Below are 13,338 nucleotides of genomic sequence, written 5' to 3'. Positions count from 1 at the left end.
AGGAAGAAAAGCCTATATAAAAGAAGGGGTTCTATGTGACTGAGAAGAAAAAGTGGATGGTTTACGCGACGTGGGGTGCAGCATTAGCCACAGGCATCGTAGTCGGTATCCTATTAGTAGGAAAGGACGGAAACGATTCGGGTCTTGCTCGTTTACTGAACCATTCAGGCAAAGCAGATGTAGTCGCGGGGACGTCGTATGAACTGGTTTTAGCTCGCCATTATTTGTGTGGAGTGCGAGACGAAGAGCATGTGTCAGTTCATGCCAATCAACTGGCAGACGTCATGGGCAACTATAATGGATGGGAAATTGTACAAGCAGAACCTGTCAAGATGATCTTAATGAAACGCGAGCAGGATATAGCACCAGCATGCAAGGAGAATGGGCATATCGGAATAGCTGCGGACGGCATGCTTACTCTCTTTCATGGTCTGCCTGCTGAACAAGAGGTCGTGCAAACCTTTTATCGAATCGATACTGCAAAAATGGAAGCGAGTCTGCCAAAAGAGGAATGGGAGAATCTGAAACGGGGGATTCGCATTCGGAATCTGGCAGAGTATAACAGTGTGTTGTCCACCTATGGCGAATACCAATGGAGTGGACAATGAAAATGGTTAGACCAAAAGAAATCCCTTTCGAGCCTTTCGTGTAACAAGCACGTATTGGACTGGAAAGGGATTTTTGCTTCCATTGCTATTCATTCAGTTCAACCGCAATGATTCGCCAGCGTTCCCCCGGAACTTCGCGGCGCAAAAGAAACTTCCATGTCCCTCGAAAATTACCGCCTTCCCGGGCAATATATGAGAGCCGAACAGGAACCTCTATCAACAGGGGACCGCGTTCGTCTGACGGGATGATGATTTCTGACGATCGCACAGACTCGATCGAAGACAGCCCTTCTGGAAGCGTAAAGCCATCTGTTGTCATTCGCATCGCATGGGTGTCGTGCTCATGCAGAGCGGTGAGGAAATAGCCGACGAGTTCTTCAGGAGACGCCCCTTTTATTGTAGTTGCAAGTGCTCCGGAGGCTTTGAGAATCATCATGCTGTGACTAGGATCGGGCTCTCTGTGCCGATGGGTGGAGCTGCCGAAAAAGTGGATGCAAAAATGCCCAGGGAATTCATTTCCTTTAATCGCACCAGCGCCATGAGGCATTCCGTGCATGGATGCTGCAAAATAAGTACCGTCTACCTCTACCAGAATGGCTCTGCGTTTCCACGACCATTTCCCCTGATAAATGTTCTTCATGATCTGTGTATCCTTGCGCGTCAACGGTTGAACATCGGCATGGCGATTGCCTGCTCTGCGCTGGACATCAAAACGTTGGCCTGTCTCTAAATCAATCACGGTACCAAACTCCATCCGTTTCAACGTTTTTTTCACCTGTTCCCAGGGGATAGCCTGTGCAAAATGGACAGCCTCTACGGACTTGACCATTTCTTCGATCCGTTGGCGGACATCGTTAGCCAATACATAACGACGAGGCATTTTTTTTTCATAAAGCTGGCCATCGTGATCATATACATACGTTCGTTTTTTTACGGTCAATGTAGCACGTATCCAGTGCGGGTTATAGGAGGCGACTTGGGTAGTAGAGCCCAATAGCCGCTTCGTAAAATACTTTTGATCACGGAAGGACATGGTCGTTTGGAAGGAGGACTCGGGTGACACCGAAACGGTGACCGTGATGTCATTCTTGACCTTGGCATGCGCAGAGTGCGGCATTGACAGTGCGATTACGAAAAAGCATATACATAAAATGAGGACTTTGCTTCGCAACAACCAACACCTCCACTGCTTATCGTTTCAATTAGATGTCTGGCTCATGTGGCGTAAATCTTGGTATCATAGCGCCATTGCGCTTGCGCCATACTGATTTCATACGGTGATCGAAGGAGGAGTCTTTAGACGATGTCTACCATGCCTAGAGGTAGCTACAAAGACCAGTTCCATCAGCGTTTGTACGTTCAGTTGAACCAGGGGCACAACAAGCTCAATTACCAACAGATCAACAAGATCAAAGAGCACATGCAGAGTGGCGTAGACGACTATGCCCACATGCAGCATGATGTGTCGGATTCACTCGGAATGAACAAACACTAACAGACGCCGTATAACCCGTTCCTTTTATAGGGAGCGGGTTTTTTATAAGGTTGTTCAAAAAGTCGACTTTTTGAACTCGGATATAAAATGGAAATGCACGTTCGCTTTTTAGGAGCTTTGTGTTACAGTAGAGTGTAGAATCTTTGCTCACGGAGAGTGGACTATGCGCATTTTAGGAATTGACCCTGGCATTGCGATTGTTGGCTTCGGGGTTGTGGATAAAGAGGGCAGTCAATTGCGTCCCGTCCAATATGGAAGCATTCAGACAGAAGCAGGATTGCCAGTGCCACTTAGATTGAAACAGATTTTTGAGGCAATGCAGAGCCTTCTGGAAACATATCGTCCCGATGAGATGTCCGTCGAAAAGCTTTTCTTCAATAAAAACGTGACGACGGCCTTTACAGTTGGTCAAGCGCGAGGGGTTATTTTGCTTGCGGCAGAGCTGGCTGGTGTGCCGGTCTATGAATATACCCCGATGCAGGTAAAGCAAGCCGTGACTGGATACGGGGGAGCAGAGAAGAAGCAAATACAGGAAATGACGAAGCTCCTATTGCGGTTAAAAGAAGTACCAAAGCCCGACGATGTGGCGGACGCATTGGGCATTGCCATTACGCACGCACAGTTTCGCGCGTTCATTTCCATTTCGGAAGGGGTCAAGAAATGATTGATTTTGTAGAAGGTACACTTAGTTATCTCGATTCGGAATACATAGTCATCGAAACGGGCGGAATTGGTTATCGACTGTTTTGCCCAAACCCGTACCAATTCGTTCGGTATGAAGGCAGCAAAGCCAAATTGTTTACCCATCACCACGTGCGGGAAGATGCCATTCTGCTGTACGGCTTTGCTACCCGTGACGAACGCGATTTGTTTCGCAAGCTGCTTGATGTTAGCGGAATCGGACCAAAGGGCGGCTTGGCGATTCTCGCTGCGGCGACGCCTGAACAGCTGGTGATGGCGGTTCAACAGGAGAATGTTACCTATTTGACGAAATTTCCGGGGATTGGGAAAAAGACAGCCCAGCGCATTATCCTCGATTTGAAGGATAAATTGGTAGGGTACACACCATCTGCGATTTTGACTGTTGCAGCGGGTGATTTGACAGCAGGCGAGCAAGCTGTTTCTGCACTGAACGAAGCACTCGATGCATTGACTGCACTGGGTTACTCTGATGGTGAACTTCAAAAAATCAGAAACACGCTGTCTGAGAAATCAAAAGAGGGCGATGGTGTAGAAAAGCTCATCAAACAAGGGCTTGCGTTGCTCATGAGGGGGTAGGATTTTGGATTCTCGGATCATCACGACGCATATGAATTGGGAAGAAGATGCGGCGGAGCTGAGCCTCCGTCCTCGTTATTTAAACGAATACATCGGTCAACAGCACGTGAAGGAAAACCTGAAAATTTTTATTGAAGCAGCCAAAATGCGGAAAGAGTCGTTGGATCACGTACTTCTGTACGGTCCGCCTGGTCTGGGGAAGACAACCCTGTCTCAAATTATCGCCAATGAGCTGGGTGTAAATATCCGCACGACGTCTGGTCCGGCAATTGAGCGTCCGGGTGATTTGGCGGCGATTTTGACGAACTTGCAAGAGGGCGACGTCCTGTTTATTGACGAGATTCACAGGCTCAACCGAAGCGTCGAGGAAGTTCTGTATCCGGCTATGGAGGATTTTGCCCTGGACATCATAATTGGTAAAGGGCCAAGCGCTCGCAGTGTCCGTTTGGACTTGCCGCCATTTACACTGGTCGGGGCCACGACGCGAGCTGGCATGCTGTCCGCGCCGCTTCGGGATCGCTTTGGGGTTGTAAATCGCCTGGAGTTTTATACAGTCCCGGAACTGACCTTTATCGTATCGCGGGCAGCCGACATCCTGCAGGTCGTCATTCGAGAAGGCGGAGCAGAGGAGATTGCCAGACGTTCACGGGGAACACCCCGGGTGGCAAACCGCTTGCTGAAGCGAGTTCGCGATTTTGCCCAAGTAAAAGGCGAAGGCGTCATTACGACAGAGATTGCCAAAGAAGCGCTGGAAAGATTGCAAGTGGATGCCTGCGGTCTCGATCATATCGACCATAAACTGTTGCTAGCGATTATTGATCGCTTTGACGGTGGACCGGTCGGACTGGATACGATCGCAGCAACAATCGGAGAAGAGTCACAAACGGTGGAAGATGTTTGCGAGCCATACCTCATGCAGATAGGCTTTATGCAGCGGACGCCGCGGGGGCGGGTTCTTACCCCGAGTGCGTACCAACACTTTGGTCGGGAGATGAAATCGTGAATCCTGTAGCCAAGCTACTCATTATTGGTGGTGCTGCTTTAATTGTAATCGGTCTTTTGTGGCAGGTAGGAGGCAGATTTTTGCCGCTGGGGCGTTTGCCGGGAGATATCGTGGTAGAAAAGGAAAACGTCAAGTTCTACTTTCCCATTGTGACTTGTATTGTGATTAGCATCGTCCTGTCTCTTGGCATGTATTTATTCCGGCTGTTTAAATAGGAAAGTGTAAAGGCCATCGGAGCGCATCGTTCCGGTGGTTTTTTTGCGTGCGGGCGTTTGGTCCCATTTTACGAAAATGGCAGGAGATCAGCCTGCGATTGTCGAAAAACATGGGAAGACATGCCATTTTTTGACGAAATCAATCTTAGACGAAATCAGGTGGAGAAAGGACAATGGACGACATGAGAAAGAAATGGATGGGGAAAGTCCTTTCGGTGGGCCTGCTATCAGTAGTTCTCGTAGGAGGACAAGTACCAGCGCAGGCAGCCGGTGACAATATCAGAGTTGCGCTATTTGTGGATACAGGACAAGGCTATCGGGGAGTAGTTCCTTCCGTTACGTTAACGGCTGAAAATGGAATGGAAGTCGTACTCAATGGACCCGAAGGCAAGACAGATTTACCTGAATTAAAGGGAGATGCAGCTCGTTACCGGGTTGATGAATATCATCTGATCGTTGCCGAAACAGGTGACTGGAATCGCGCACAACAGATTGCACAGCAAATGAGCCAACGAAAATACGAGGGCTCGATCCAGGTGGCAAAGCGCAACGGTCAGACCGTCTATCAGGTCGTAAGCGGAACGTATGATACGTATCAGGCGGCAGCCAATCAGGCAAAAACGGTTGCCCAAGCGATCGGACAGAATCCGCTGGTAAAAGGTCCACTGCGACTTGAAGCGGGTAAATTCAAAAGTTTACAGGAAGCACAAGAATGGCAAGCGTCATTTGAAGCAGCAGGTATTCCAGCTTATCCCGTGATGGTATCAGATGGGGATAAAGTCAAATATGCGGTTTGGATCGGGGACGAGGCTAGTCCTGATGCCGTGAAAGAATTGAAACGAAGAGCAAGTGCCGCATTCCCTTCTTTCTCCTATCAGGAGCCTGACAGCCAATCTTATGTTATATTGAAGCAGGATGTATACGGATCACCGGATGAAGTGATTTGGAAGTACGTATTCTCCCCTCAAGTAAAGCTGACTGTTGAAGCGAATAAAGCAGGCGATGAATCGGTGATTGGCGTTGTGGAGCGAGAGCAGCGTACATATCGCGGTGAGATGGAGCTATCGGAATACAATGGTCACTTGACGCTAGTAAATGAGCTTCCTATGGAAGAGTATCTGTATGGAGTCGTTGGCTCTGAAATGGCTCCAGGCTGGCCGATGGAAGCATTGAAAACACAGGCAGTCCTGTCGAGAACTCGTGCTGTGTGGCAAGGCAATAAGTATGGTGTTGCCAATGTGTCCGATACGGTTTTCGAACAGGCGTATTATGGTTATACAAAAGAGTCTGAGGATGTACGTGAAGCCGTTGACAAGACAGAAGGCGAAATCATTTACTACCAAGGCAAACCAGCTGAGTCGCTATTCTACTCCAATGCTGGCGGTATGACGGCAGACGGTACAGAAGTATGGGGCAATCCGGTTCCTTATTTGCGATCTGTCGAGAGTAAAGACACATCTCCAATGGACAAGGCGAGCATATGGTATCGCGTGGCTTTAGCAGATGGAACGCTCGGCTATGTAAGAAATGATCTGGTAACCGAAACAGGCCAGAGCAATTCAGCGGGACAAAGAATGGCGGTCATTTCGACCGAGAATACCAATTTGCGCTCCGGTCCAAGTACAACGACTCATCGTGTGTTGTCTGTACTCCCTACTGGCGCAGAAGTAACGATCCTCTCAGAAGTAAAAGAAGAAAATGCATATTCGTGGACACGTGGCCCGTTTACCTCAACAGAGCTTGCAGTCATGATCAATGCCGCGCATGACAAGAACAAAGCTCCACGCATTTCAGGAAACGTAACGAGCTTGAAAGTGACGGAGAGAGGGCCATCGGGACGTGTGATTGCGATGGAAGCGAACGGGACGCCAATCGTCGTTTCTTCACCGGATGCTTTCCGTTCTGTGTTTCAACAAGGTGGCTCCCCTCTGCGCAGCACAAAGTTTGAAGTAGAAATGATCAATGGTTCGCAATTCATCTTCCGTGGTACTGGCTTTGGGCACGGACTTGGCGTTTCGCAATACGGAGCTCGTGCGATGGCAGAGGAAGGGTATGACTACAAAGATATCTTGCAACACTACTACCAGGATGTGACAATCGAAAAGTAAGTCGTTTGCCACAAGATCTACCGCAAAAAGGAGTAACGATTTCGTGGACGTGCAACAATTTGACTTTGATTTGCCGGAGCATTTGATCGCTCAGCACCCGCTAGAAGACCGAACTTCATCGAGATTGCTCGTGTTAGAGAAACAAACAGGCAATATCGTTCATCAGCAATTTACCAATTTAATCGATCACCTCCAGGCAGGGGATGTACTCGTCATGAATGACAGCCGCGTTTTACCTGCCAGATTGATTGGAGAAAAGGCTGAGACTGGTGCAAAAATAGAAATCCTTTTGTTGAAATCACTTGGTGACGATCGCTGGGAGACGCTGGTGAAGCCCGGGAAGCGGATGAAGCCGGGGACAGAAGTGGTTTTTGGTAACGGTCTTTTGCGTTGTGTTTGTGAAGACGTAACAGAGACAGGTGGACGAATCGTGCGCTTTTTGTACGAGGGAATTTTTTATGAGATTCTCGACCAATTAGGCTCGATGCCTTTGCCGCCGTATATTCACGCACAACTGGAGGACAGTGAGCGTTACCAGACAGTCTATGCGAAAGAGCGCGGCTCGGCAGCAGCTCCGACTGCCGGCCTCCATTTCACGAAGCAGTACTTGGAACAAATCGCTGCAAAAGGCGTACAGCTGGCTTACGTGACACTGCATGTGGGACTTGGGACTTTTCGCCCTGTATCAGCGGATTCCGTGGAAGAGCATGTCATGCACGCGGAGTACTATGAAATTCCTGAGGAAACAGTAGAGCTGGTGAACCTGGCAAAAGAAGAAGGAAGAAGAGTAATCGCTGTCGGGACGACATCCTGCCGCACATTGGAGACAGTAGGGCGCGCGAATGGAGGAAAGCTGGTGGCAACCTCTGGGTGGACGGATATTTTCATTTATCCGGGCTATACGTTTTCCATCCTGGACGGGCTCCTGACGAACTTCCACTTGCCGAAGTCTACGCTCGTCATGCTAGTGAGTGCTTTGGCTGGAAAAGAGAATGTGATGCGTGCCTACAAAACGGCTGTGGAAGAGGAGTATCGCTTCTTCAGTTTTGGCGATGCGATGTTAATTTTATAAAAATGTGATCAACCCACCTGTATAAGTGTATACTTATTAGTCAGGTGGGTTTACTTCACCCAGAAGTTTTTCTATAATAGGTAAGACTTACATACATAGCTTGAGGAGTGCAAAAGATTTGGCTGTACGCTACGAGTTAATCAAAACATGCAAGCAAACTGGTGCACGTCTCGGTAAGCTACATACCCCTCATGGGACGATTGACACCCCTGTCTTTATGCCTGTCGGTACACAAGCGACAGTAAAGACGATGAGCCCCGAGGAGTTAAAAGCGATTGGCGCGGGCATCATCCTCAGTAATACGTACCATTTGTTTCTTCGTCCAGGGCATGAAATTGTTCGCGAGGCAGGCGGACTGCACGGCTTTATGAATTGGGACCGTGCCATTCTGACTGATTCCGGCGGTTTTCAAGTATTTAGCCTTAGTAACCTCCGCAAGATCACGGAGGAAGGAGTATCCTTCCGTTCCCACCTAAACGGAGAAAAGCTGTTTATTGGTCCTGAAGAGGCTACACAGATTCAAAACGCGTTGGGTGCCGATATCTTCATGGCGTTCGATGAGTGTGCTCCTTATCCTGCGGAGTACGATTACGTAAAAAAATCAATGGAGCGAACAACCCGCTGGGCAGAGCGTTGCCTGAAGGCGCATACTCGTCCAAACGAACAAGCGTTGTTTGGAATCGTTCAGGGTGGCATGTTCAACGATTTGCGCGCACAAAGTGCACGAGATCTCGTTTCCATGGATTTCCCAGGATACGCGATCGGCGGTTTGAGCGTGGGAGAACCGTTTCCTTTGATGTACGAAGTGCTGGAGCATACCGTTCCACTGCTTCCGACAAGCAAAGCCCGCTATTTGATGGGGGTTGGTTCACCAGATGCTCTTATTGAGGGAGCGATCCGCGGCATCGACATGTTTGATTGTGTGTTGCCGACAAGAATTGCCCGCAATGGGACATGCATGACAAGCCAGGGAAGACTGGTCATCCGCAATGCAAAATACGCGCGTGATTTTACCCCGCTTGATCCAAATTGCAATTGCTACACCTGCAAAAATTACACACGTGCTTACATCCGACACCTGGTCAAGTCGGAGGAAACCTTTGGCATCCGGTTAACAACCTACCACAACCTGCACTTCTTGGTGAAGTTAATGGAACAGGTGCGTCAGGCGATTGCCGAAGACCGCTTGCAAGATTTCCGCGACCAGTTTTTCGCTCAATATGGATTGGGTGAAGATAGATCTTTTTAATCGAGGGGGATTTTTTTCATGGGTGACTTGACTCAGTTTTTACCGATTATCATCATGTTTGCGATTTTTTACTTCTTGCTGATTCGTCCGCAACAAAAGAAGGCAAAACAACGCAACGCTATGCTTGGTGCTCTGAAAAAAGGCGACAAGATCGTAACAATCGGTGGAGTGCATGGAACGATCCAAGACCTGTCTGATGATACTGTTACGTTGCGTATTGCTCACAACGTAAACGTTACTTTCGATCGTGGCGCGATCAACAACGTAGTTTCTGCTAGCAACGAACCTGCTAAGAGTGAACCAGCGAAGAGCGAAGAAACAAAAGAAGAATCCAAATAATACATGCGAAAAGCAGGTGGGTGATCCACCTGCTTTTTTCTGTCTTGTTTTAGCGGCGAGGCTTGATAACTTTAGGTTTACCGCCTTTATGCTTGTTATTGGAATTGGCTGAATTCACGCCGAGAATCCCACCTAACGCAGCCACGCCAAAAGCGCCGAACAAGAACAGGAAGGTCCCCCATTGCATCGGGGCGTCAAAGCCGAGGAAGCCGATCAAGAGGATGAAAAGGAAGTAAGTGAGTCCGGTAAGTCCGCCGTAGTACCAGCCCTTGCCGCCGCAACGACGTCCAGTAACGAATCCCCCGACTAAGAGAGCGATGGCATTGATCACATACGTAAAATAGGGCAGCGTGCCTTCACGTATCGAGGTGAAGCTAAGGAGCAAGGTCGCGAGCAACGCTCCAATTAAAACAAGACATGTCGTATACAATAGACCTGTCAGTACAGAGGTGGATGCACTTCGCACGGTATGTACCCCCTTATTGGAAGTGTTTGTACATCTATATGAGAGGCTTGGCTCACGTATTCATCTTCGCGTTGAACATTGATAGGAATTTTCGTATGATGGATGGGGAACAAGACGGGGGTGAGGAAGATTGATCAAAACGTACTTTTATAACCACTCTGAACAGAAGATGTTTCACGACGTTGATCTGGCAACGAAGGATCAATGGCTGAAATCACCAGAGGATTTGCTCTGGATCGATCTGTATGATGTGGGAAACAATGAACTGCCCTATATTGCCAAGATTTTCGACTTTCACCCGCTGGCAATTGAGGACTGCCTGCACGTCAGTCCACGTGCCAAGGTAGACAAGTACGATGACTACTATTTCTTCGTTTTTCACGCCCTGCGTTACAATGAAGAAAGCGATGACGAGATCACAACGGTAGAACTGAACGTTTTTCTCGGCCCTAACTACATCGTGACGATCCACAAGTCCCCGATGAATACCATCGGTCGGATCGCTGCCATGTGTCACCGCAACATTTCTTACTTGAACAGAGGTCCTGACTATTTGCTGTATGCCATTGTAGACGGGATTACCGATGAATATTTTCCCATTATTGATCGGATTAGTGTGCGGATTGACGAGCTGGAGGACGAGATTTATGAACATCAGATGGAGGAAATTACCGAAGAGTTCCTGGCGTTGAAGCGAACGATTATTTTAATCAGGCGTGTGATCATGCCACAAAAAAGAATTTTCGCGAACGTCAACGGCCGTTACTCCTTCGACATTTCCGAGGAAAACGTTCCGTTCTACACCGACCTAACAGACCACTTGGAGCGGATTTCGGATTCAACGGAAACCTTCCGTGATCTGGTTAACGGTGCGTTGGATACGTACTACACCATCATTAGCGCCAAAACAACGGAGACGATGCGAGTTCTTACCATCATCTCCACGATTATCCTTCCGTTGACATTTATCACCGGACTATTCGGGATGAATACTTTCGCATGGCTGGGTGAAGAAGCCGAACCGTATATGCTGATCGTGGCACTCGTGATTATGCTTGCCATGACGTTTGCCATGCTTCACATTTTCCGCAAGAGAAAGTGGCTGTAATTGGTGCTAATACTTTCCCTGCCCCCTGTTGAACACTAGTATCAAATGTTCTTTGGGGGGCAGCGTAAGTGGATAATCTTACAATGGTGTTACTTCGCACCCTTTTCTCGTATTTTTTCCTCCTGATCTTGGTGCGGTTGATGGGAAAGCGGGAATTGGGAAAGCTGTCCGTTTTTGATGTGGTCATCTCGATCATGCTGGCAGAAATGGCTGCACTGGCGATTGAGGATGTCGATAAACCTGCTCTTCGGTTTTATTTGCCGATGCTGTTGATTGCCTTATTGGAAGTCGCCTTCGCTTATGTGTCATTAAAGAGCAAGAAATTCCGCGATACAGTGGACGGCTCTGCCGATTTGATTATAGAAAATGGGCAAATCAGGGAGCATGCGATGCGTCGCAATCGCTTGAACATGGATGATTTGATGGTGCATCTGCGGCAAAAAGACGTAAAAAACATTGGTGATGTTGAATTTGCGGTGTTAGAGCCAACCGGACAGATGAGTGTGTTTTTAAAGGAGCAAAAAGACAAGATTACGAGGGAAGATTTATCGTTGATGAGAAAGCCTCAAGTCGGTTCTATCTCGTACAAAGGTCTGCCCATCCCACTGATTCTCGATGGCAAGGTGAGGACGGAGGCATTGAGCAAGATCGGACAAAACGAGCTTTGGCTGAAACGAGAAATCCGGAAATACGGAATCAAAGACATTCGAGAGGTTTCTTTTTGCAGCGTTGACGAACGTGGCATCATGTATTTGGACAAAAAAGACAAGCCGCTGCAATAAGCGCTAGCGGCGAGGGAAGAACACGGCGAGTTGTTCGCCGATCCACGGAATGCGACGCACATCTTGCTTGCCCAAGACGCGCATGGCGACGAGCAGGACAATGTACAGCAAGGTGCTAATGAAGGTGCTTGCAGTCAATAGCTGTCCAATCGAAATGTCCATAAACCAGTGCTTGGCAATGTAGGAACCAGAATAACCCATGAGTAGCATGGCGACCGCGATTTTGCCGAATTCCCGAAGGTCGATCGTAAACCCGATTTTTTTGATCAGGCTGGCAAAATGCAATAACGTCCCAAGCGTAATGCCGATATTAAGAGCGATGACAGCGCCGTGAATACCGAATGCTGGATGTGCCGTGAAAAAAAACATGGCGACAGTTTTGACGATGGCACTGATCAGCGTATTTCGAAAGACGACCTGAGCGTAATCGAGGCCTTGCAAGGCGGCTGCAAGCGGTGCTTGGAAAAATAGGAAGACGGAGAACGGTGCCAGCTCTTTTAGCAGTACGCCAACCTCCCGATACTCATTGCCGTAGAGCAGGACACATAAAGGTTCTGCAAAAATAGTGAGCAAGACGGTACAAGGTGCTCCGATGACGAGTGTTATCCGCATGGCTTGATAAATGCGGCGATGCACGAGTGGAGCATTTTTTTGATAGGCCGCTTCAGCCACGGCAGGAACGAGGGAAACGGACAAGGAATACGTTAAAAAAGTGGGAAAAAGCAACAAAGGAACAGCCATCCCGGCAAACTGTCCGTACAAACCAGTAGCAGTCGAGGTGGTAAAGCCTGCAATGACGAGCGCGTACGGTACGAGCATCGGCTCTAGCACGTAAGCGATGGAGCCGATGACGCGGCTTAGCGTGACAGGGAGTGCGACGTGGATGAGTTGCGACAAACTCGTTTTACTTGCAGAAACCGTCATGAGAAGGGGCTTATCCAGGAGCTCGGCTGCTGCTTTTTTGCTGCCTTTGCGATACTGCCAGAGAATGTACAAGAGTCCGGCGGCTTCTCCAAAAATAATGCTGGCGACAGCCCCTGCTGTGGCGTACTCAATGCCTGCAGAAAGAAACGACATCGTCATGACAACGACCAATGCCATTCGGACGACTTGCTCCACAAGCTGAGAGACGGCCGTAGGGATCATGTTTTGCTTGCCTTGGAAGTACCCTCGCAAGACAAGAGAAATGCCGGAAATCGGGATGACCGGAATGGCTGCAAGCAGGACAATGTGTGCACGAGGGTCTGCGAATAGCATTCCGGAAATCCATTGAGAGAACAAGAGGAGCAGGACGCAAATGAAGAGGCTAATCCCGCCGGCGACCGACAAGGCTAGGAACAAAAATCGGCGAGTCAGCCGCGGATTATTAGCTGCTTCCGTCTCTGCCACTTGCTTTGCAATGGCAACCGGAAGTCCGAATGTCGTCACAGTAATCAGAAAGTATAAAAGGGGCACAACCATCTGATAAAGCCCCATTCCTTCCGCTCCGATAATGCGCGACAACACGATCCTGTGAGCAAAGCCAAACACTTTGGTAATGCCACCAGCAATAATGAGGATGACCGTTCCGTAAAAGAAGGATTGTTTCATGGAAGGCTCCTTTGCAAGGATAAAT

At 48.7% G+C, this 13,338-nt stretch carries 15 protein-coding genes; 12 read left to right on the top strand and 3 right to left on the bottom strand.

Features of this window, described 5'->3' with window-relative positions; all coding sequences use genetic code 11:
* Positions 1-35: 35 nt before the first annotated feature.
* On the top strand, positions 36-608 hold the full coding sequence (locus FB479_RS05810; protein ID WP_142063242.1) for a BofC C-terminal domain-containing protein: 573 nt from the start codon (positions 36-38) through the stop codon (positions 606-608).
* An 85-nt stretch (positions 609-693) separates the two neighbouring features.
* Here FB479_RS05810 and FB479_RS05805 read toward each other — a convergent pair whose 3' ends face one another.
* On the bottom strand, positions 694-1,779 hold the full coding sequence (locus FB479_RS05805; RefSeq protein ID WP_255438293.1) for a hypothetical protein: 1,086 nt from the start codon (positions 1,777-1,779) through the stop codon (positions 694-696).
* Positions 1,780-1,911: 132 nt separating this feature from the next.
* On the opposite strand from FB479_RS05805, the gene FB479_RS05800 reads away from it, so the two are divergent.
* From FB479_RS05800 to yajC, 9 genes are all read left to right on the top strand, one after another.
* Positions 1,912-2,103 carry a hypothetical protein gene (locus tag FB479_RS05800; protein WP_047072775.1) on the top strand — a complete coding sequence of 64 codons (192 nt, stop codon included), beginning with the start codon at positions 1,912-1,914 and terminating at the stop codon, positions 2,101-2,103.
* Between the two features lie 163 nt (positions 2,104-2,266).
* Positions 2,267-2,767, top strand: coding sequence for a crossover junction endodeoxyribonuclease RuvC (gene ruvC, locus FB479_RS05795; protein ID WP_106656748.1), 501 nt, complete (start codon positions 2,267-2,269; stop codon positions 2,765-2,767).
* On the top strand, positions 2,764-3,381 hold the full coding sequence (gene ruvA, locus FB479_RS05790; protein WP_142063236.1) for a Holliday junction branch migration protein RuvA: 618 nt from the start codon (positions 2,764-2,766) through the stop codon (positions 3,379-3,381). Before ruvC ends, ruvA begins: the two co-directional genes overlap by 4 nt.
* Positions 3,382-3,385: 4 nt before the next feature.
* Positions 3,386-4,384 (top strand): Holliday junction branch migration DNA helicase RuvB, encoded by a 999-nt coding sequence (gene ruvB, locus FB479_RS05785; protein ID WP_012685582.1) that lies wholly within the window; start codon positions 3,386-3,388, stop codon positions 4,382-4,384.
* A complete protein-coding gene (locus tag FB479_RS05780; RefSeq protein WP_012685583.1) occupies positions 4,381-4,599 on the top strand; it encodes a DUF2905 domain-containing protein in 219 nt (72 codons plus the stop codon). The genes ruvB and FB479_RS05780 overlap by 4 nt, the downstream gene beginning before the upstream one ends.
* A 173-nt stretch (positions 4,600-4,772) precedes the next feature.
* Complete coding sequence (locus FB479_RS05775; RefSeq protein WP_106656747.1) at positions 4,773-6,707, top strand: SpoIID/LytB domain-containing protein; 1,935 nt, start codon at positions 4,773-4,775, stop codon at positions 6,705-6,707.
* Between the two features lie 43 nt (positions 6,708-6,750).
* On the top strand, positions 6,751-7,779 hold the full coding sequence (gene queA, locus FB479_RS05770; RefSeq protein WP_142063233.1) for a tRNA preQ1(34) S-adenosylmethionine ribosyltransferase-isomerase QueA: 1,029 nt from the start codon (positions 6,751-6,753) through the stop codon (positions 7,777-7,779).
* Positions 7,780-7,897: 118 nt separating this feature from the next.
* Positions 7,898-9,028 (top strand): tRNA guanosine(34) transglycosylase Tgt, encoded by a 1,131-nt coding sequence (gene tgt, locus FB479_RS05765; RefSeq protein ID WP_142063230.1) that lies wholly within the window; start codon positions 7,898-7,900, stop codon positions 9,026-9,028.
* 18 nt (positions 9,029-9,046) lie between these two features.
* Positions 9,047-9,367, top strand: coding sequence for a preprotein translocase subunit YajC (gene yajC, locus FB479_RS05760; RefSeq protein ID WP_106656745.1), 321 nt, complete (start codon positions 9,047-9,049; stop codon positions 9,365-9,367).
* A gap of 49 nt (positions 9,368-9,416) precedes the next feature.
* Here yajC and FB479_RS05755 read toward each other — a convergent pair whose 3' ends face one another.
* A complete protein-coding gene (locus FB479_RS05755; protein ID WP_142063227.1) occupies positions 9,417-9,833 on the bottom strand; it encodes a TIGR04086 family membrane protein in 417 nt (138 codons plus the stop codon).
* 130 nt (positions 9,834-9,963) lie between these two features.
* On the opposite strand from FB479_RS05755, the gene corA reads away from it, so the two are divergent.
* Positions 9,964-10,941, top strand: coding sequence for a magnesium/cobalt transporter CorA (gene corA / locus FB479_RS05750; RefSeq protein WP_007717563.1), 978 nt, complete (start codon positions 9,964-9,966; stop codon positions 10,939-10,941).
* 68 nt (positions 10,942-11,009) lie between these two features.
* Positions 11,010-11,723, top strand: a complete 714-nt coding sequence (locus tag FB479_RS05745) for a DUF421 domain-containing protein (protein ID WP_106656743.1) — start codon at positions 11,010-11,012, stop codon at positions 11,721-11,723.
* 3 nt (positions 11,724-11,726) lie between these two features.
* Here FB479_RS05745 and spoVB read toward each other — a convergent pair whose 3' ends face one another.
* On the bottom strand, positions 11,727-13,313 hold the full coding sequence (gene spoVB / locus FB479_RS05740; protein ID WP_106656742.1) for a stage V sporulation protein B: 1,587 nt from the start codon (positions 13,311-13,313) through the stop codon (positions 11,727-11,729).
* Positions 13,314-13,338: the final 25 nt, after the last annotated feature.

This window comes from Brevibacillus sp. AG162 (genome assembly GCF_006715575.1).
Lineage (GTDB): Bacteria > Bacillota > Bacilli > Brevibacillales > Brevibacillaceae > Brevibacillus > Brevibacillus brevis.
This window is presented reverse-complemented; position numbering and strand designations above follow the sequence as displayed.

Bases quoted from the DNA above. Each gene is read 5' to 3' on its own strand.
- ruvC (WP_106656748.1), top strand. From the start codon at position 2,267: ATGCGCATTTTAGGAATTGACCCTGGCATTGCGATTGTTGGCTTCGGG.
- ruvA (WP_142063236.1), top strand. From the start codon at position 2,764: ATGATTGATTTTGTAGAAGGTACACTTAGTTATCTCGATTCGGAATAC.
- FB479_RS05775 (WP_106656747.1), top strand. From the start codon at position 4,773: ATGGACGACATGAGAAAGAAATGGATGGGGAAAGTCCTTTCGGTGGGC.
- spoVB (WP_106656742.1), bottom strand. From the start codon at position 13,313: ATGAAACAATCCTTCTTTTACGGAACGGTCATCCTCATTATTGCTGGT.
- FB479_RS05800 (WP_047072775.1), top strand. From the start codon at position 1,912: ATGTCTACCATGCCTAGAGGTAGCTACAAAGACCAGTTCCATCAGCGT.
- yajC (WP_106656745.1), top strand. From the start codon at position 9,047: ATGGGTGACTTGACTCAGTTTTTACCGATTATCATCATGTTTGCGATT.